This is a genomic window from Streptomyces sp. CY-1, assembly GCF_047218265.1.
GTDB classification, from domain to species: domain Bacteria; phylum Actinomycetota; class Actinomycetes; order Streptomycetales; family Streptomycetaceae; genus Streptomyces; species Streptomyces niphimycinicus.
The window spans coordinates 8,556,813-8,575,817 of record NZ_CP178393.1 but is presented as its reverse complement, the minus strand read 5'-3'; the positions used below and the strand labels follow the sequence as shown (position 1 = coordinate 8,575,817).

Below are 19,005 nucleotides of genomic sequence, written 5' to 3'. Positions count from 1 at the left end.
GTAGACCTCGTGGAACCGTTCGTCTTGCATGAGAAGGTCGCCCGTGACTGGCTGACCGAACTCGTAGTCGCCCACGAGGTGGGCATTGGATTCGGCGAGGCGAATCAGATACGAGACACGGGCTATCCGCGGATTGGGATCGCCTGGAGACCCACAGATCCTGGTGAGGAGGATGGCGTGTTCCTCCTGGTCCGGGCGGCCCAGATGGCTCACGTACTCACTTCTCCGGACGAGATGATCCTCGACTGCGAATTCGTCGACGACGGAGACGAAGGTCTTTCCCGATGGCTACTTGACATTGCGCTACCGGCGCCGCTGAAACTCGCCACGCCGTCCGAGGCGCTGCCCGCACTAGGGGAACCCGACGTCTTCGGAGTGGAAGCGGCCCTGGCGATCCTGCGCGAAGCCGCCCAGGCGGCTAGCCTCCTCCTTCAGCAGCTGTCGGACTACCTCGAGGCCAGCGAAAAGCCAGGCCACGGCAGCTGACCCGCAGGAACGAATACCCTCAGGCGTTCCAGATGCGGGAGACTGCCGGAGAGCCTGGAGGTTGGACCTGTGGAGATCGACTTGAGCGCGGCACGGGAGACCGTGAGGAAACTGGCCGAACGGCTGGAGGCGCTCGACGGTACGACGGTGGACCAGGCGCCGACCCGCGAAGGATCGCGGCAGCGCACTGAAGTCAGCCGCACCCTGCAGCACCTCGCCCACCTCGGTGACAAGGCTTCTGTAGAGATCATGGAGGTCTTCTATAATTTCCGGGGTTGGGATCGTCCTGCCGAGAAGTGAGCAGCCGGATGAACCACGAAACCGAGATCCTGCTGCACAACGTGGCCAGGCGCCTGGAGCGGGCCGTCCGCGAACGGGACTGCCCCGCCATGGTGGTGCTCCAAGGAGACCGAACCCTGGTGCTCTCCGACTACGACTACCTGCGCGATGACCCGACGGCCGTAGCGTTCGAACACCGTGCTGCCGAGAAGGCACAGCAGATTCACGCGGTTCGCTTCGTCTTCGCCGTCCCACAGGTGTGGCTCTTCGACCAGGACGGCGTGTACGGCCGCGCGGTCGCCAACCTGCCGCTGAGGCAAGGCGAGCAAGAGCTCATCGCCTGGATGAGCTTCGACGCGGACGACGGGGTGGACTACGGCTACTTTCCGTACGCACGCCGTCCCCGCGGCGAGCCGGTCTTCGACGATCACACGGTGATCACTGTCCCCGTCCAGCCTTACGAGGGGTTCCCGGGCCGCCACCTCCTACGCGCCCTGACGCAAGATTCCGGTGGCCCAACCGGTACGTAATGCTCTGGCCAGTACCCTGCGCCCCGTCTCGCCTGAACGTCTCCGAACACATCTGGTGTCGGCGGCCCCTGTATCGGTTACGGACGTCATGCCGAAGTTTCGAGACGCTCTTGACGAGCCTGCTGCACCACGTTCGGCCCCGACTCGACCGTTATCTCGCCATGCCCTTCACCACGTCCTACGGCGAGGAGTCGGGCCAGGGGCACACGGTGACGGCGGAGGCAGCTCCTTCCACGAGTCGCTGCTGCCGGTCGTGACGGAGGAGGACGCGGAAAGCGGCAATGGTGGTAGGTGCGGCCAGGCACGCCCGAGCTCAGCAAGCGACAGACGCCGTGAAGCGCGCTGCCGACCATCCAGAGGCTGCCACCGGGCGGCGGCCGGGTGGACGTCATGGTCATTGATGACGAAGTCAGCACTGGACGTCGCCACCGGCACCAGGGTGGGATCGTCCAATGTGCTCAAGGCCGTGCCGAGGGCGCCGCGGACACGGGTCTCGCGGCGCGTGGTGGGCATCCAGAGCAGGATGGGGGTTGTGATGCCAGTGGTGGCGGCGAGTTTGGCGTAGCCGGGGAGTTTCGCCGCGACGCGATCGGGGCGCTCAGTGCCGAAGTCGAACTCCAGGAACCACTCGAACGCGGATTGGTCTGCGCGCCACCGGCCGTACCCGTCGGGGCGTACGATGTCGCCGAAGTTCCGCTCGCAGCGGGCCTCGGACCACCAAGCGGTCAGTTGTCCGGAGGGGTTCGAGCTGCGGGAGTGAGCGGTGAGGGCAGTGAAGAAGGCGTTGGTGCCCACAGTGTGGGCCAACCGCAGGGAGTGGGCGATACCGATGGCCCGTTCATGCCGGTAGTCCAGGTCGCGGGGGTCGAGGCCGTCTTCGCGCGCGACGATGGCGGCGCCGGCGACGTCGAGGACGTAGTGCATGGGCGCGGTGCCCGAGGCGATGAAGGGCTGGAATCGGTCCAGTACGCGCCACTTGTAAAGCTGGAGCAGCCGCAGGTTGGCTGCCCGGACGGACGGATAGGCGATCTCGGCGATCTGGTGCGTGGTGAGGACTTTGTGCTCGTAGAGCATGCGGGCCAGCCAGCGGTCCCGGTCGGTGAGGCGTGTGGCGAGCCGGGCGATGTATTCGCCGGTGATGGCGGCACGTTGACTGAGACGCTTTGGCCGGTGGGCGCGCAGAGAGCGTTGAGGTGTGGGGTTGGTGATCACAGGTGGACCTACTTCCGGGTGAGGGGCGGGGCGAACCGTAGAAGTGGGTAACAGGACATGCTGAGCCGGTTGGGTGTTGTCTCTGGCCGGGTCCTTGACGTGGCGACGAGTTGTGCCTCGGCCTGTGCGAGCCGTGAGTGACGAACAAGGTGCTGTGAGGGCAGCAAGACGGCCAGGCGGAGTTGTGCCGCAGCGGTGCCTCAGGCGGATCCGATAGAGGCGGAGTCTGCTGGGCGGGTCGCACCGGCGTAGTCGTCACCGTGGTAGCGATAGGGTGCGATTTTGATTTTTTCTCCGAAGTTCGGTGCGTTGATCATTTGGCCGCTGCCGATGTAGAGACCGACGTGGTGAATGCCCCTAATGGGGGCACCGTAGAAAACGAGATCGCCGGGCATCAGCGGCTGCCCCTGGGGGACCCGGGGGCCGATCTGGAACTGTTCTTCGGCTGTACGCGGTAGGGAGATGCCTGCGGTGGCATAGGCGGCCTTGGTCAGCCCCGAGCAGTCGAATCCCCCATCGCCGCTTGCCGGGCCGTTGCCTCCCCATACGTACGGGAGCCCAAGCTGGCCTTGGGCGTAGTTGATCGCTTCTCGGGCGGCGTGGCTTGCTTTCGCGGTAGCGCCGAAGCTGGGGGTGCTCTGGTAGTCCTGGGCCTGAGTGAGGACTTTCGCGACATACCATTCAGCGGGGTTGTAGGCGAGGATCGCCTGATGGAGGTTGTGTCCATTGCGGGCGCCGGAGTCGCATAGGTAGGCAACCGCCGCGTATATCGCGTCTCGTGGGTTGTATGGCGACGGAGCCCGTGTTCTCCCGTGCGGCATCGGGTGCTTGGCGGTGACCGTGTCGAAGGTCGGCCGCAGGAATTGCATCGGGCCTTCGGCGCCCTTGTCGTTGGAACCGCTACGTACTCCTGGCAGGGTGGATCGGCCGTGGTCGGTTTCGATCTTGCCAATGGCGGCCGGTACTGACCAGTCCAAACCGGGGCAGGTCGTCGCCGCTTGCTGGTAGAGCATGAGGTAGCGGGGCGGTATGTCAGTGAGGGCGGTGCGATTGGGCTGGCCGCCGCCAGCACCGACGAGAACCGACAGTGCGCTGCTTGCTCCGGCTGCGGCCAAAGCAATGACGAGCAGTATCGCTCCCAAGAGGGTAATACCGACTTTCGCCATGCCTCACCTCTGTGCTGCGGTAGACGACGAAGCTGGAGTACTCGGCTCGGTATCCGCAGGGAGCCAGCGGACCGCAGTGGGGTCGGTGCGCTCATTTGGGTCAGTCAGGCTGCCGAGCGTCGTAATGGAGTGCTTGGCCGGGTATTGAGTTGCAGGGCTCTGTACAGCGTGCTGCGGAGCTGTAGTGGTGATCACGGGATGGTCACCTCCAGCTATCTGTAGCGGGTAGTGAGCGAGGGAGGTCAGGAGGTCAGGCCAAGCTGACCTGGGTTGGGTGCGAGCTCGGATCGCTGGGCGTCAGGTGGTGCGCCGAGGGTCGACCTGGGGCGTAGTGCCGAGGCGCTTATGGGGTGCGGCGGCCCCAGGCTGCGGCCGGGCGTTGCGGGAGGCTGCGCTTCGGATCTGCTTGGCTCGTCCCCGTATAGGGGACTGGAGCTTTTCCGTGACGGCTGTGAAAGCGGGGGCTTCGACTCCGTGGAGCACGGGGCGGACCGCGGCGTGGAAGACATCGAGATTGGCCAGATCGTGTGCGGTCAGGCGCGGTTCGGTGTGGCGCGCCAGGTGCCGGGCGTCCTCTGGACTGGCGTTGAAGATGATCTTTGTGCGGGCGTTGGTGCTGATGCCCTCCTCCAGCTCTTTGGGGAGCTGGCGCAGGTACTGGTGGGCGAGTGTCATCGACAGCCGGTAGGCGCGGGCCTCGGCAAGCATGTCGCCCAGTGAGTAGGGCAGGTGGAGGAAGTTGTGCGCCTCGTCGATGTAGAGCGAGGCGTCGTGTCGCTGGGCTTGGGGGATACGCGCGCGGGCCGTGGCGGCCTGCCAGGTGCGGGCGACCACGATGGAACCGACCAGGTGCGCGGTCTCTGTGCCGAGCGCGTCCTGGGCGATGCGTACGAGGCAGATACCGCCGTTGAGCGTGTCGTTCATGTCGACGGTGGAGGCGCCGCCGGCGAGGGCTTGGCGGACGAACGGGCGGAGGAGGAAGCCTCGGAGTTTGTTCATCAGTGGGGCGGTGACCTGGGCACGGGCTGGGTCGGACAGGTCCTGGTACCAGGTCCAGAAGCCTTTGAGGATCTCGTCGTCGAGTTGACCGGTGGCGCGCTGCCGGAAGGCGGGGTTCGACAGCAGTTTGGGCAGGTCGGTCAGCGTGGGGGTGCCGGGCTGGGCGCGCAGGGTCAGGAGTGAGGCACGCAGGATGTCGTCGGTGCGCGGGCCCCAGGAGGCGGCGTAGACGCGGGAGAAGATGGATACCAGGTTGTCGACGGTGCGCGGTCCGTCTGCTCCTTCGAGTGGGTTGAGTACGGGCGGACGGGTCTTGCTGTCGGCGTCGAAGAGCACCACTTTCTCCCCGAGTTCGAGAGGCAGACGCCTGAGCAGGTCGCTGACCAGGTCACCCTTCGGATCGATGACGACCACGCCGCGGCCGGCTTCGGCGTCGGAGAGGATCATCTGTGCCATCAGCTCGCTCTTGCCCGAGCCGGTAGCGCCCAGAATGTGCAGGTGGTGCCGTGCATCGGGGACGCGCAGCCCGACGGGGCGCGGATGGCCGCTGTCAGTCAGGCCGATCGGCCGCACCGCCGTTCCCGTGGTCGCGACGCCGGGCGGGGGCGGCACGGCCCTTGCCCCGGCACGTTGCAGACCGGCGACCGTCTCGTCCCACGGCAGGTGCGCCAGCGCGGCGAGTTCCGGGATCGACAGCAGATCGCCGTTGTCCATGCGCCGTTCGGCCAGGCGGGGTAGAGCGCGACGGGCGTGCAGTCGGGTGCGGTGGTAGTAGTTGTGCTCGGTGAAGGTGGCGAATGCGGAGGCGATGGCGTGGCTCCGGCCGCGTGCCTGGTCGCGCTCCTTCGCCTGGTGGTCAGCCGAGGCATGTTCGGGGACGGTGGTGGTGACCGCGTAGCGGATGCGGGTTTCATAGGGCGCGCCGCGTTGCTTGGCCACGATCACGCGGTCCTCGGCGGCCATCTCCAGAGCGGCCTGGGGGTCGATGAGCGTGGCGCTCTGCCGGGCGCGGGGGCGGGGGCGATGACCGGGGGTGAGGGAGTCCAGCAGGCGGCTGATCAGCCGGGTCGACCGTCCGGCGCCCGCATGACGGGCCGCCCTGCGGGCCTTCTTCACCCTGTGTCCGGTTACCGGTCGGGCGAGCACCTGCACCACCGCCCGCTCCTTCGGCCCCATCCCGACCGGTGCGCCGAGCAGGGGGCGCACGGGGTCGAGGGGGAAGTCGGTACGGATCGGAAGGGCCTCGCTGCGGGCTAGTCGCAGTTCACCGGCGGCGGTGATGATGTGCCGTCCCGGAGGCGGTGTGGCGGGCAGAGGGGCAGTGGCGGCGGTGGCGCGGGTGTGGGCGCCGGGCCAGGCGGACTCGATGGCCCGCTCGATCATGCCCGGCGGGATCTGGCCGGGTACCCACACCTGTAGGCGTACGGTTTCGCGGTCGAAGAGATATTCAAAGGCCAGGTGCGGCTGGCCGGTCAGCCACCGGCGCCAGGCCGGCCGCAACAGACCCACCAGGTTCGCCCACAGCACGGCCGCCCCCGCGGCGTCCACCGTCGGCGGAGGCAGAATCTGAACGATACGGGCGTCAGCGGCGAGACGGCGACGGCAACGACGGTGCCACCACCAGCGCCCCCAGGCCAGCGTCGCGGCCGTGGCGATCACGGCAGGACCGGCGATCCATCCCCAGACCACCACCCACGTGTGGACGTGGGCCAGTACGGCGTGCACTGCGCCGGAAGGGTCGCGCAGATAGTCCCCGATCGGGGAATCCGGCACCTCTGAACCGGGAGAATCAGCGAGGTGCAACGGGGAAAGGGCAACGAGATGAGCGCTGTGACCCATGGCAATGGGGACCTTTCATGAGGAGAGAGAGCCAAGAGGGCGGAGGGCTGCTGTCAGGCGGCGCGGTCTTGGCGCTCGGGAGCGCGCCGCTCCTCGGCGTCGTTCGGCGTCTTCAGACGGTTGCCGGTGACCAGGCGTAGCCCGGGGCATGCCCTGGACCGGTCGTGTGCCTGGCGTTCGGCATCGACCTCGGCTTGCCAGGAGCGGAACGTGCGGCCGTTGAGCCTTTTGAGGAAGTGCGGAATGCGGTTGGCAGGGATCCCGACCAGCCGCGGGCCCAGTACCGCGAGGAGATCGCTGGCCTCTTGCGAGTGCCATCCGGCCGCGGCGATGGATTCCTCGTCGGGAAAGACGTCCGCCACCCGGTCACGCTCGGGGTCCAGCGCTGTGTCTTGGGTGCCGCCGAAGCTGAACACCCATAAGAAGTTGTCCGGCGGGTCCGGTTCCACCAGGGCGCGAAACCTGGCTACTTCTTTGGTGTAGGCGTAGAAGTTGACCGCTGGTCGGGCGCGGGTCACCCGAAGCCAGCTGCGTGTATAGGCGTCGGAGAAGAAGTCGCCTGAGTCGTGGATGCGCACCCAGACGCCGCGGAACTTCTCCGCTCCGAGTTCGGCGATCACCGCCTGTTCCCAGCCGGGTAAGTCATCCAGGACAAAGCGGAGGTTCGCCTGGTGCTTGGCTTTGACGGTGGGCCAGGTGTAGGTGCCGTGCCGGGCGTAGCAGACATGCCGGCAGATCCCCGCAGAGGGACAGGCGTTGTATGTCCGGCCGTCCGGCAACCGGCCTGCCCAGGCCGGCAGCGTCCAGTTCCATGCGCCGATCGCGCGCATTTCCCGGTTCTGGGTCAGCAACGGGGACGGGCGTGGTGGTGACACGGGAGACGGCGTTGACTTGGCAGAAGGCATGAGCGTGTCCTTCGTACGAAGGAGCAGAGGAGGGCATGGTCGGCTCCGCAGAACTGCGGGCATGGCAGCTTCACGGCGGCTTCCACGACGGGCTGACCGCTTTGCGCCGGTAGTCAAGCGGTATCAAGCTCGACCTGACTGCCGTTGTCGGGCTGGTAGTCACCCACGGCGTCGGCGGATTCGAGAGCTACGTAGGCATCCTCGGCCTCCGAGATGGCGTCGCTTTCGGCGTAGGCGGCGAGTTCGGCGGGGTCTGTGGTCACCAGGTGGTGCTCGGTGGGTGAGGCGATCGCTTCGAAGGCCACGCGTTGTGTTCCTGTGGAGAGCAGTCCTTGGCCGCGGTCGGCGGACAGCAGGAACTGGCGCTCACCGTCGGACAGGTTGAAAGCGGCCGTGATCTCGTCGATGGCCTGTGGGGCCTGGCGCAGCAGGATTTGGGTGGCGGCGTTGGCCACGATGGCCTTGCCGAGGTCGGAGCCGAGCACATCGGCGCTGTCCTGGGTGGCGACCGTGAGCCCTGCCCAGCGTTTGCGGAAGGACTTGGCCATGCGGAACAGGAATTCCGCTCCGGCGGGCTCCTGCATCAGCAACCAGGCTTCGTCGACAACGACCAGCCCGGGGCGGCGCAGGGCCGGGTTGGACACCCGCCGCCAGACCGAGTCCAGGGTCAGCAGTGTGCCGATCGGTTTGAGTTCGTCGGCCAGGTCGCGCAGCGAGAAGGCCACGAGGTGGCCTTCGGGCCTGCTGGTGGTCGGGCCGTCGAACAGACCGGAGAAGGCGCCGCGCACGTACGGGTCCAGCCGAGCGGCCAGATCCTGCGCTGTGCGGTTCTTCGACTGTTCCAGTACGGCTGCCAGGTCGGCGAGTAACGGAGCGGGGCGGGTCCAGGTCCGCGGGTCGGTCGTGATCCCAGCACGTTGGTAGGTCGCGGTAATCGCCCGGTCCAGCACGGCGCGCTCCGTCGGCGTGAGCGTGCTGCCCAACAGGACGCCGATGACCGTGTGCAGGAACAGAGCCCGGCGGATAACGGCATCTCGGGGAGCTGTACGCCGCCCGTCCGGTCGGGTGTGCAGGGGCAGGTCGAAGGGGTTGAGGCGGACCTGCTCGGCGCCGAGGTGGACGTAGGTGCCGCCGACCGCCTGGGTGAGGCGGGCGTATTCGTCTTCGGGGTCGATGACGTGGATCTCGATGCCGCGATAAAGCGATCGTAGAAGTTCGAGTTTGGCCAGGTAGGACTTGCCGGCGCCGGAGTGGCCGAGGATGACGGAGTTGTGGTTGTCCAGGGCGAAGCGGTCCCAGTGCACCAGCCCCTGCGAGCCGATGTTGTACCCATACAGCACGCCGGTGGGGGCGGCGGCGGAGGTGGGGTCGCTCGGGGGCAGGTCGGGGCTGGTGAAGGGGAAGGCTGCCGAGAGCGCCGCGGTGTCGAAAGTGCGGCGCATGCGGATCAGGTCCAGGCCCATGGGCAGACAGGTCACCCAACCTTGCAGGCTGCGGTAACTGGTCGGTTTGGCGTCCAGCAGCAGGCTCGCCGCCAGAGAGCGGACGGCGGCGACCTCGTCTGCCAGTTGCTCGGGGCTGGTTGCGTGCACGGTCAGGTAGAGCCCGAGGCGGTAGAGCTTGCCTTCGCCGCGGGCGACCCGGGAGGACAGCTCGTAGGCGTCCTCGGTGGCGGCTTCCACGTGCGGGTCGAGCAGCCGGCCCTTCTGCTCGGTGTAGCGGCGGCCGGATTCGAGCTTGGCGAGCTGCCGCTTAAGGCGGGTCGCGGCGGTGACCGGGTCGATCGGCTCGATGTGCACGCTGACGTCCACCCGGCCCGGGTAGGTCAGCAGGGGTTGCAGCCATCCGGGGTAGACCTCGCGGGGGAAGCCGGTGACGGCGAAGGAAGCCACCTGTTCCCCACCGATTTCCAGATGCCGGGGACTGACGGCCAGCGCATCCGGAGTGAAGGCACCAGCGCTCGCCATGGGCGCCTCCTGGCATGACGCGCGTGAACGGCCAGCACGCTTGCGGATCATCGTGATTCCCTCCCTGCCGACCGGTCGTGTTCGGTGACGTCGGCCTCTGGGCCGGACGTGTCCGGGCGTTCGAAGGCGCACTGGGCGGTGCCGTCTTCGGGGGTCGGGGCAAGGGTGATCACGTCGTCCGCTCCGGCGAGGTGGGAGGAGACGGGGACGAGGCTGTCGGGGTTGCAGGCGGCGGCCAGCACCGCGGTGGCTTGCCCGGCGTCCAGCGGGGTGACGACGATCCCGGTCGGGCTCAGCAGATCGACGGCCTCGCCGAGCCGCCGCACCAGGCGGGCTTCTGCCGCCCCGCGTGCCGCTTCCGCCGAGGGCTGAGCGGCGTCCCGGGACCGCGCGCGGCGGGTGAAAGCCGCGAGTGGTGAGGGGCCGCCGAGCCCGTCGACCCCCCGCTGTGCTCCCAGCGGTTCGCGCAGGACGAGCAGTACTTGGCGGCACAACAGGTCACTCTGGGCGCCCAGTTGAGCCAGATAGTCGGCATGTTCGCGGGCGGCTTCCTCCAGCGCCGGATGCGGCAGCCTGGGCGCCTGCTCGCGGAGCTCGCTGATCTGCCCCGTCAGGTCCAGGCGCTCGGTACGTACCAGCACCTGGACCGGGGCTGTGAGGGAGTGCAGGTAGCGGCCGAAGGCGGCGGTCAGGGATTCCTGCTCGGTCGGGGTGCGCAGGGAGAAGTTGACGGTGGAGCACACCGCTAGTGCCGCGACCCCGTCCGTGCCGAGGTCGACCACGCCGGTTTCGCTGACGCCTTCGGCGGGGAGCTCCAGAGCGGCTGGAGCAATCTTCCCCTTGGTTTTGAAGTCTTGCGAGTTGCGAGTGGCCCTGTGGGTCAGCCAGGCGGGGGCCGGGTGGATGCCTTCGGGGGCGGCGACCCGGTGGTGGGGGCTCATGCGCTGGCGGATGGCAGCCAGTGCCAGCCGGTCCAGTGCGATGCCGTCCCGCCGGCCGAGAGCCAGCAGGACGGTGGCCACCGCGATGGGGATGGCCACGACCGCGAACACCGCCAGCGGCACCACATCACGGACGGCCGTCCAGGTGCCGTAGAGCACGATGCCGGCCACCGCCAGGATGAGCAGCTGGCGGGCGGTCAGGTTCGCCAGGACGGTGTCCTCACGGTCGACGTCGGCGGGAATACGTACTGGCTGGGTCATCGCAGATCACCTCCTTCAGTTCCTGCGCCGTCCGTGGCTGGGCGATGGATGGGGATGAGGGGGTGGGGAGCTGAAGCGCGGCGGAGGTGGCGCACTGGTGCGCTTCCGCGGGCGCGGAGTGGTGGGACCGGGCACTGGTGGGCGGAAGGTCACCGGCGCGGGTTGATCACGAGTCCGTCGCGGCTGTGTGGGGGACGGATCGGTGGGCGGCTGAAACCGCGGCCGACCCGGGGATGTGGTGGGACGGCTGGTTCGGGCGGGTGGGGGTGTGCCGGATCCGGGTGCGCGGAAGGACGGCGCGCCAGGTGGTGTCGTGGGCCGGGGCGTGCGTGTGGAACGTGTGCTGGCCGAGCCGTCGTCGGCCGGGCGGGTGGGGGCGCGGAAGGTGGGCATGCCCGGCGGTCCGATCTGCGGGCCGAACCGAGGGGTTGCTCCGGGTACGGGTTCGCGGAACAGGGCGGGTCCGGGTGGGCGGCGCCGGATCACCGGCGGGCTGGGCGCTCGCGTGCTGCGGCGAGTCCGAGCGGGGATGGGCGTGCTGTTCCTGCCGGTGCGGGATCGCGATGCCGCACCAGCGGCGCTGGTTGAGTTCATACCGCGCAGTGCTCCGAAGGTTCGGGCGGCGATGTAGGTGCGCACCAGGCTCCCGGCGAGGGAACGCCGGTGGCTGCCGCGGAGAGAGCCGAGAATCCAGAACGGGATCTTGAACAGGATGTACATCAGGGCCAAGGAGACGATGAGGTCGACCAGGCCCGTTTTGCTGGGGCCGAGCAGAGTGAAGCCGTCGGGGTCCAGGAACACTCGCAGGGCGGTGACCAGGGCAAGGGACTGGGCGAGTTGGACGGCGAGCAGGCCGAAGAAGCAGCGCCACCACCAGCGGGCGATGCCGTCGGTCTGCGGCAGGGCATGGCACATCAGGGCCAGTGGCGCTCCGGCGACCATGATCATGGTCAGGGCGACGCGTACGGCGTAGGTGACAAGGAGCGCCACCAGCATCCCGGCGATGAATACACCCATGAAGATGACGAAGATGCCACCGTTGATGGAGCTGAGGATCAGATTGCGCAGCGTCTTCGCGGCCGTGTTCTCGTCCACGCCTTCACCGAGCACGGCTCGGGACAGGGCGTTGGCAGTGGCGATGGCCTTGTTGGCGACGAACAGCGACAGGGCCGCGGCCAAGAAGCCCAGCACGATACGGGGAGCGATCTCCTTGATGGAGTAGTGGGTCTGGACGGACTCGTAGGCCATCACCACGATCCCGGCGATCATGATGAGCATGCCGTAGCAGGCCAGCATGATGTGCCAGGAGTTCGACCACAGCTCGCCGATGCGCGGTAGTTGGTCCAGGATCGGGGTGGATAGCAGGGTTTTGCCGAGAAGGTCCAGCAGCGGGTTGAGCGCCTTGGTGACCAGTCCTTTGAAGAAGACGGTGATGGCGGCGTTGATGCCCTCGACGATCCAGCCGACGACACCGCCCGGGCCGCCCCCATCACCGTCGCTGTCGTCCGGTTCTGCGGTCGGCAGCGGAACGGAGCTGGCGCCGCTGCTGCTGGGCTGCGGAATGCAGTCCGACGGCGACGAGCTGCCCGACGGAGAGGAACACGGATCCTTCTTGGTCGTCGAAGGTGGTGCGGTGGGAACGTGAGGAATTCCTGGCGAAGAACCCCACGACGACGAACTCGGCGCCGGGCTGCGGGGGGCGACTGAGGCGGTGCCGGAGGGGGCAGGCGAGGGCGCGTCGGGCGCGGCCTGCGCCACCGACGCCAGGAGCCAGCCGAACAGCACCGCGATGACCACCGCTACGAAGCCCGAACTCAGGGCCCGTATCCGGACCACTGGCCGGTGAGGGCGCGCTCCGGCGGCTGTGTCGAGCGTGCCGCGTCGGCGGGCCACGGGCGGCGGGGGTGGCGGGGCGGCGGGCATCAGGCACCCACGATCCCTTTGAAGATCTCCACCACCAGCGGCGCCAGGGTGGCCAGCCCGTACCCGTAGCCGGCGCTCTTGAACGAGGACTTGGCCTTCTCGACCTCACCCGGGTCGCCTGCGGCCAGGATGTACCGCACGCCCCCGACGGTGAGGAACAATGTGGCCAAACCTGCCAGGATGCCCATGATCCAGTTACGCAGGTTGTCCAGGACCGTGTTGATCGACTTGGCCAGCGCCTGGACCCGTACCGGCTCGGCCTGTGCCGCCGACGTCAGCAGGATCGACACCGCGACAACGAGGCTGACGATCAGCAGGAACCGCCCTGCCCATGTGGCCATGCGTCGCGTGGAGCGTTGCTGGCCACCCTGATCGGCGTGGGCAGTGCGATCGCGTCGGAAGCGGCGGGACAGTGATGATGTCAGGCGCATCGAGGCACCTCCGGAGACGGCATGGACGATGCGGCGGGTGAACTCCCCCCGCACCCGAGAAGGCCGGTCTTCGGCCGCGAATTGGACAGCGGATCCCGAGCTTTCTGTGCCGTGCCCTGTGCCGCGTTACCTGGTGAGTCGCTAACGGAGCGTGACCAACCTGCGCGGAGCTGTCGGGCAGGCCGGTCCGGGTCGGCCAGCACCCTGGCGGCCACCGGGTCGTTCGGGTCGCTGTCCCGCACTTGATCCCGTATGAAGGCGACCAGTCGGTGCTCGGCGCGTTGGCGGGCCTTGTAGGCCGCGTCGGTCGTGGTCCGATTCGCGACTGCCCAGCCCGCGATGGAGGACTCCTCCAGTCGGGTTGCGCCGATCAGGTCGGCCTCGGTCCGGGTCAGGACCGACTCACGGACTGCCTGGGCCAAGACCAGGTCCGGGTGCCCCCATGGGGGCCTGGGCGGAGAGGAATGGAAGCCGTGGGCCACCGGTGTGGGGGCGTCGAGGGCTTCGGCCAGGGCGGCGTGCCCGGCACGATAGGCCGCCCATCGCAGCCGCACGAGCACCCGCGGGCGGCTCAAATCGAGGTCCGCCAGGGCGCGCAGAAAGCCGGAGAGGACCTCCGCGTGGACATCGAATGGATCGCCGGGATATCGGGCGGCCAGCCACCGGGAGGTGCTGGCGAGGGCGGGCAGCGCCATTCCGGTGCACGCCAAGGTCCAGGTGGCGCCTTCGTCCCGGGAGCGTTGCACCAGGTGGGTCCACACGGCGTCCCGGGTGTGGCGGGGGCAGCGGCGCTGCAGCATGCGGCGCCGCAACTCGTTCAACGGCACCAAGCGGTTGGGCAGGCCGGAAAATTTCCGGCCGTCCACCGACAGGGGATCTGGCCCGGTCACCAGCCAGGTAAAGCACTGCCGAGCTGTGTCCAGTGGCAACTGCTGGGTTTGACGGCGGTTCGAGCGATGGGCGCGCCTGCCAGTCATGAAACGCCCTCCTTCACACAAGGAGTGGAAACGACGCATCCATGAATTCAGGTCGCCGACAAGAAATGACCAAGAAGACAACAAGGCACTCACTCTTGTGCGCCGTCGACATCACTAAAGGATTCCTAAGCGTGACCTGAAGGTGATCATATGGAGGTAGTGGGGAACAGTTTCGAATGCATGCCCTTAGTCGCCCCTTAAGCTGCATTGACCTGCTGTTTTGTGCGTTTGGCAGGTGTTCCCTAGTAGTGCGGTAGGCCCGTGAAGTCGAGCGTTCCGGTTCCTGCTCTCGGCGTGGACGGTGAGCTCAGAGACCAAATATTTCTGGAAGAAAGCGCGGAGGGCTGCCGAGGTGTTGCCTGGGGCCAGGCCGAGGCGCCGACATTTCTATCTGTCGGCGTGCTGACGAAGAATTCCAGGAGAGCGTTCAGCTCGGTCACGACCTTGAGGGGCGGGAGTGAGTTTGGTCCGGCGGTGTCCAAAACCGGCCCGGATCCCGGTCTTTTCTGGTGTCCATGCAGCACTACGGATCTCAGGAGCACGGGTATGACACGCAACCGACGAGCTACCAGGCCACCCCAATGTGGAGAGGGGCGACACCAGTGCGCCCCTTCTGGCTGGCGGAACGGCGGGGGTGCCCAGGCCAGTTCGCCCTGGGTGGCACTGTGGGGCCGCTGGGCGCGCCCCGGATCGGTCTGGCCGGTCGCATTGGACCAGAGCCACCCGGACGCGGAAACCCTCCCCGGGTGGCTTCTGGGCGCCATCGTCAAGATCGTCGCCTTCTACAGCGAACCTGGGCAGCAGGTGCTGCTCCTTGCCCCGCCCAATCGCCAGAGTGAACCCACGGCTGACCCCGAACTCCCTTCAGGCCCGCCTGAGTCAGGACCCGGTCTGCTGACCGGACTGACCGACGCCGCCCAGACCGCGGCCCGACTCGGCCGCACCCTCCACGTGCGCACCGCTCGGCCCGCCAAGAGCCGGCTGTCCGATCCCCGACTCATCCACCAGTCGGCGATCGGACTGCCCCCGCAGCCGCCCGCCCCGACACCGACTCACACCGACTGTCCTACGGACCCGGGCTCGACCGCAGTCGGTCCGGATCGCTACGACGTTGTGATTACGTTCGTCGATCCACGAGACTCCGACTGGGTCGACGACGCCCCCTGGCACGATCTCCTGATGCCGAACGGGACCCTGGCATTCATCACCCATAGTGACCATCAACAGGGGCGCCTGATCGACCCCAGCAACCGGCTGACGCACACCGCGCACCGCGCGGCGCTCATCGCCCTCGATCACGTAGTCCTGTTGGAGATCCCTATCCGTCGAAGCAACCTGACCGCACCGCCGCCGCGTAAGGCGACAGCCCCGCTCCCGCAACGTCAGGCCGATGCTTCGAAAGCGCGCCACATGCGCATCCACTCTGACCTGTATCTGTTCGCACGTCCTCGGGCTGAGGTAGACACCGAAGCCGGGGAGATGCGCTGATGGCTGACCAATTCCCGCCGCTGTGCTGGGTAGGCCCGCGGCTCTCGGTGTGGAGCACCGGGCAGGACGATGCGTCCCTCCAACTCACGCGCGGTCCCTACTCGCCTGCCACAACCCAGGACAGCGCCCGCATGCCTCCGGCCGTCGCCGCTTACGCCGTCGCCGCGTACACCCGCCCCGGCGACACCGTGCTCGACCCCGACTGCGGAGCCGGCACGGTCCTGGTCGAGGCCCTGCGCGCCGGACGACATGCCATCGGGATCACCCGCCACCACCGGTGGCGGGCCATCGCCCGTGCCAACGTCACCGCCGCCAAACGTGACGGCGCTGTGCCGGATGGAATGGTGCTCGAGAGCCCACCCGACGCCGCCGCCATGCGCCACGCCGGTCTGGCTGGTCACAGCGACCTGCTCCTGACCACCTGGCGGCCCCCTCTGCGCTCCCGTGCGCACCGGGCAGATGAGCTCGATGGGGGCACCGGCACGCCCGCCGGAGAGAGCGCATCCACTGACCGCCTCCGTAGGCAACTGGCCCGGTGCCGGCCGCTGCTTCGACCCGGCGCTCATGTAATCGTTGTGGCCCCGCGACGCCGCAGCCGTGATGCTCTGCTCGACCTGCCCGGGCATGTACTGCGTGCTGGGTGGGCGGTCGGACTGCTGCCGGTGGAGCGGTGCGTCGCGCTGCTGGGTGAGTTGCGCGGCTCCCGGCTCGTAGCGTGTGCTTCGGCGGCCCAGCGCCGCAGCGTCGCTCGCCAGGAGCGGGCGCTTGGGCAGCCGGTCATGCTCCCCGCCCACCAGGATGTGCTGATCTTCCAGACACCCCGGCGGGCCGCCGCCGCGGCGTTGGCCGCTCCGCCGTCCGGGCCCAGCCCGCTTCACCGCAGTGAGCGGGTGGACGCCTCGCAGGGGAGGGCCGCCGCATGATCCCCCCGTACTACGCCGACGATTCAGTCACCCTCTACACCGGAGACGCGGTCGAGGTGCTGCGTGACCTCCCGGACGCCTGCGCGGAGTGCGTGGTCACCTCGCCCCCGTACTGGGGACTGCGCGACTACGGCACCGGCACCTGGACCGGCGGCAACCCCTCGTGTGCCCATTCCACCGGCCGCGGCACCAACGCCGCACAGCGCAAGCATCCGAGCCTGGAATACACCGCGTCTGCTGCGCACCGGGGCGACGATCCCCGCACCTGTCTGCGATGCGGAGCAGTCCGCGAAGACCGGCAATACGGCCTGGAAACCACCCCGGAGGACTATGTCGATCACTTGCGGGCCGTTTTCGCCGAATTGCGCCGCGTGGTGGCCGCGACCGGGACGGTGTGGCTGAACCTGGGCGACTCCTACAGCTCCACCCCGCCCGGGCACACCAACAACCCCATGAGCAAAAGCACCCTGGACGGTCGTACCGCTGTCGCGCGCCTGCGGGAATCCGTCCAGCGCGCGGACGTGGACCGCACCGGTGTGATCCCCCGGAAGAATCTCTTCGGCATGCCCTGGCGGGTCGCCTTCGCGCTGCAAGCCGACGGGTGGATCCTGCGCAACGCGATCATCTGGCACAAACCCAACGCCATGCCGGAGTCCGTGCGGGACCGGCTGTCCAACCGCTACGAGATGCTGTTCCTCCTGGTACAGCAGCCCCGGTACTTCTTCGACCTGAACCCGATCCGCGAACCGCTCGCCCGGCCCGAAGCACTCGGTGAGGGCATCGTGATCGGCGGGGCGAACAAAGGCCGCCACGGCGGTATCGACGCCACCGCCCGCCGCCGCGGCAGCAGCACTTACGGACACGGCAAGTACACCGACACCAGCTCCTTCCCCGCAGCCCCGCCCGGCGCCGCACTGCGTCCCACCGGACAACAGCACACCGCCACCCATCCCCAAGGGAAGAACCCCGGCGACGTGTGGACACTGGCCACCCGCCCGCTGCGGGCCGCGCACTTCGCCACCTTCCCCATCGATATCCCGCTGCGGTGCATCGCTGCCGGATGCCCGCCCGGCGGACAGGTGCTGGACCCGTTCAGCGGCGCCGCGACCACCGGACTGGCCGCACGTCAACTAGGCCGTTCCTATCTCGGCATCGACCTCCAAACCGCCTTCCACGACATCGGCCTGGACCGGCTCGAACTGCCACGACCCGAAGAACCCGGGACCTAGGAACGGAGGGCAGCATGAACCGGCCTGAACCCACCATCGGCACCCCAGCCCCGCAGGCTCAGAAGAGCACCACCCGATCCGCGCCCGCCGACCGCGGCCCGACGGCGCCCGCCGCTCACCCCTGCCGCGGTGTCACCCTGCTCACCGGTGACGCCGCACAGGTCCTGCGGACCCTGCCCGCTGCGTTGGCGGACTGCGTGGTGACCTCCCCGCCGTACTGGCGGCTGCGCGACTACGGCACCGGCACCTGGACCGGCGGCAACCCGCACTGTCCCCACCTCGCCGATCCGTCGGCGGACAGCCCCCAGAACACGATCAACGACCCACGGCAGTGCTCACGCTGCGCCGCACGCTGGACCGATGAGCAATACGGCCTGGAATCCACCCCGGACGGCTACGTGGAGCACCTGCGGCAGGTATTCGCTGCACTGCGACGCGTTCTCGCACCGACGGGGACGGCCTGGCTCAACCTCGGCGACAGCTACGCCGCCAACAGCGACGGCTACTGGTGTACGCGCCCCGGCCAGTACCGCCAGCCCAGGTTCCGGGCCACAGCCGACCTGCCGCACAAGAACCTGTTCGGCATGCCCTGGCGGGTGGCCCTCGCGTTACAGGCTGACGGGTGGATCCTGCGCAACGCGATCATCTGGCACAAGGTCAACGCGGCCCCCTTCCCCGTCCGCGATCGCCTCAGCTGCCACTATGAGTGGCTGTTCCTGCTGGTGAAACAGTCCCGGTACCACTTCGACCTCGACCCGATCCGCCAGCCCTACACCGGCGACCGCTCCCTGTCCCGCCGCACGCATCGATCCGCCACCAAGCCCCACACCGCCCGCGGCATCTGGCCCCCACCCCACGACACCGGCCGAGGCGGCACGCTCCGCGGACGCAACCCCGGCGACGTGTGGTCGATCCCGGTAACCCCGCGACGCCAGACCGCACATCCCGCCGCCTTCCCCCTGGAACTCCCGCTGCGATGCATCGCCGCCGGATGCCCACCCCTCGGGGTGGTCCTCGACCCCTTCAGCGGTACGGCAACCACTGGACTGGCCGCGCACCAGTTGGGGCGCTCCTACCTCGGCATCGACCTCAATCCGACCTTCCAGGCCCTCGCCTCAGAGCGACTGTCCCAAGCGAGGCAATCGGCCGACGAGCAGCGGGAGGGAGCGTGAAAACAGCGAAATCTCCCACAAGCGCCGACACACGATCCTCTATCTGCCTGGGGCCTCCTTTTTCACCCGGCCGGCGCTACACTCGCAGGCCCAATACCGGGCCTGAGCAGCTGTTTCGTACCGCTTCGACGTTCGGGTGGGCTCATCCCATCGCGCGCTGGACCACCGGCGTAGCCGATGAATCCGGCCTCCGGAACGGAGGGCATGCCGATGGGTGAGCCCAGCAAACATCCACAACCCCCGTCCGCCCCAGCCCACGCAGAAGCGCACCTCTCCC

General features: G+C 68.2%; 16 protein-coding genes. 7 read left to right on the top strand and 9 right to left on the bottom strand.

The window, feature by feature from the left end:
* The first annotated feature begins 9 nt into the window (after window positions 1-9).
* The 3 genes from ACK1X7_RS36895 to ACK1X7_RS36885 all read left to right on the top strand — a co-directional run bounded on the left by ACK1X7_RS36895 (window position 10) and on the right by ACK1X7_RS36885 (window position 1,295).
* Window positions 10-486 (top strand): hypothetical protein, encoded by a 477-nt coding sequence (locus ACK1X7_RS36895; protein ID WP_413116205.1) that lies wholly within the window; start codon window positions 10-12, stop codon window positions 484-486.
* 69 nt (window positions 487-555) lie between these two features.
* Window positions 556-786: a hypothetical protein gene (locus ACK1X7_RS36890; protein ID WP_413116204.1), complete on the top strand. Its 231-nt coding sequence runs from the start codon at window positions 556-558 to the stop codon at window positions 784-786.
* A gap of 8 nt (window positions 787-794) precedes the next feature.
* A complete protein-coding gene (locus ACK1X7_RS36885; RefSeq protein ID WP_413116203.1) occupies window positions 795-1,295 on the top strand; it encodes a hypothetical protein in 501 nt (166 codons plus the stop codon).
* A 168-nt stretch (window positions 1,296-1,463) separates the two neighbouring features.
* Here ACK1X7_RS36885 and ACK1X7_RS36880 read toward each other — a convergent pair whose 3' ends face one another.
* The 9 genes from ACK1X7_RS36880 to ACK1X7_RS36840 all read right to left on the bottom strand — a co-directional run bounded on the left by ACK1X7_RS36880 (window position 1,464) and on the right by ACK1X7_RS36840 (window position 13,916).
* Window positions 1,464-2,507 carry a replication-relaxation family protein gene (locus ACK1X7_RS36880; protein ID WP_413116202.1) on the bottom strand — a complete coding sequence of 348 codons (1,044 nt, stop codon included), beginning with the start codon at window positions 2,505-2,507 and terminating at the stop codon, window positions 1,464-1,466.
* Window positions 2,508-2,707: 200 nt separating this feature from the next.
* Window positions 2,708-3,673, bottom strand: coding sequence for an NlpC/P60 family protein (locus ACK1X7_RS36875; RefSeq protein ID WP_413116201.1), 966 nt, complete (start codon window positions 3,671-3,673; stop codon window positions 2,708-2,710).
* A gap of 297 nt (window positions 3,674-3,970) precedes the next feature.
* Window positions 3,971-6,445 carry a helicase HerA domain-containing protein gene (locus ACK1X7_RS36870; RefSeq protein WP_413116200.1) on the bottom strand — a complete coding sequence of 825 codons (2,475 nt, stop codon included), beginning with the start codon at window positions 6,443-6,445 and terminating at the stop codon, window positions 3,971-3,973.
* Window positions 6,446-6,564: 119 nt separating this feature from the next.
* On the bottom strand, window positions 6,565-7,416 hold the full coding sequence (locus ACK1X7_RS36865) for a GP88 family protein (protein ID WP_413116199.1): 852 nt from the start codon (window positions 7,414-7,416) through the stop codon (window positions 6,565-6,567).
* A gap of 113 nt (window positions 7,417-7,529) precedes the next feature.
* Window positions 7,530-9,383 (bottom strand): VirB4 family type IV secretion system protein, encoded by a 1,854-nt coding sequence (locus ACK1X7_RS36860; protein ID WP_413116198.1) that lies wholly within the window; start codon window positions 9,381-9,383, stop codon window positions 7,530-7,532.
* A 47-nt stretch (window positions 9,384-9,430) separates the two neighbouring features.
* Window positions 9,431-10,585 carry a PrgI family protein gene (locus tag ACK1X7_RS36855; RefSeq protein ID WP_413116197.1) on the bottom strand — a complete coding sequence of 385 codons (1,155 nt, stop codon included), beginning with the start codon at window positions 10,583-10,585 and terminating at the stop codon, window positions 9,431-9,433.
* Between the two features lie 15 nt (window positions 10,586-10,600).
* Window positions 10,601-12,508 carry a hypothetical protein gene (locus ACK1X7_RS36850; protein ID WP_413116196.1) on the bottom strand — a complete coding sequence of 636 codons (1,908 nt, stop codon included), beginning with the start codon at window positions 12,506-12,508 and terminating at the stop codon, window positions 10,601-10,603.
* Complete coding sequence (locus tag ACK1X7_RS36845; protein ID WP_413116195.1) at window positions 12,508-12,939, bottom strand: pilin; 432 nt, start codon at window positions 12,937-12,939, stop codon at window positions 12,508-12,510. The genes ACK1X7_RS36850 and ACK1X7_RS36845 overlap by 1 nt, the downstream gene beginning before the upstream one ends.
* The gene (locus tag ACK1X7_RS36840; RefSeq protein WP_413116194.1) at window positions 12,930-13,916 is read right to left on the bottom strand and encodes a hypothetical protein; all 987 of its coding nucleotides are present in this window, start codon (window positions 13,914-13,916) and stop codon (window positions 12,930-12,932) included. The genes ACK1X7_RS36845 and ACK1X7_RS36840 overlap by 10 nt, the downstream gene beginning before the upstream one ends.
* A 657-nt stretch (window positions 13,917-14,573) precedes the next feature.
* Between ACK1X7_RS36840 and ACK1X7_RS36835 the strand changes: the two genes are divergently transcribed.
* From ACK1X7_RS36835 to ACK1X7_RS36820, 4 genes are read left to right on the top strand one after another with little or no spacing between them, the layout of a single operon-like run.
* A complete protein-coding gene (locus ACK1X7_RS36835) occupies window positions 14,574-15,404 on the top strand; it encodes a hypothetical protein (protein WP_413116193.1) in 831 nt (276 codons plus the stop codon).
* Window positions 15,404-16,327, top strand: a complete 924-nt coding sequence (locus tag ACK1X7_RS36830; RefSeq protein ID WP_413116192.1) for a DNA methyltransferase — start codon at window positions 15,404-15,406, stop codon at window positions 16,325-16,327. The genes ACK1X7_RS36835 and ACK1X7_RS36830 overlap by 1 nt, the downstream gene beginning before the upstream one ends.
* The gene (locus ACK1X7_RS36825) at window positions 16,324-17,556 is read left to right on the top strand and encodes a DNA-methyltransferase (protein ID WP_413116191.1); all 1,233 of its coding nucleotides are present in this window, start codon (window positions 16,324-16,326) and stop codon (window positions 17,554-17,556) included. Before ACK1X7_RS36830 ends, ACK1X7_RS36825 begins: the two co-directional genes overlap by 4 nt.
* A 14-nt stretch (window positions 17,557-17,570) precedes the next feature.
* Complete coding sequence (locus tag ACK1X7_RS36820; RefSeq protein ID WP_413116190.1) at window positions 17,571-18,728, top strand: DNA-methyltransferase; 1,158 nt, start codon at window positions 17,571-17,573, stop codon at window positions 18,726-18,728.
* Window positions 18,729-19,005: the final 277 nt, after the last annotated feature.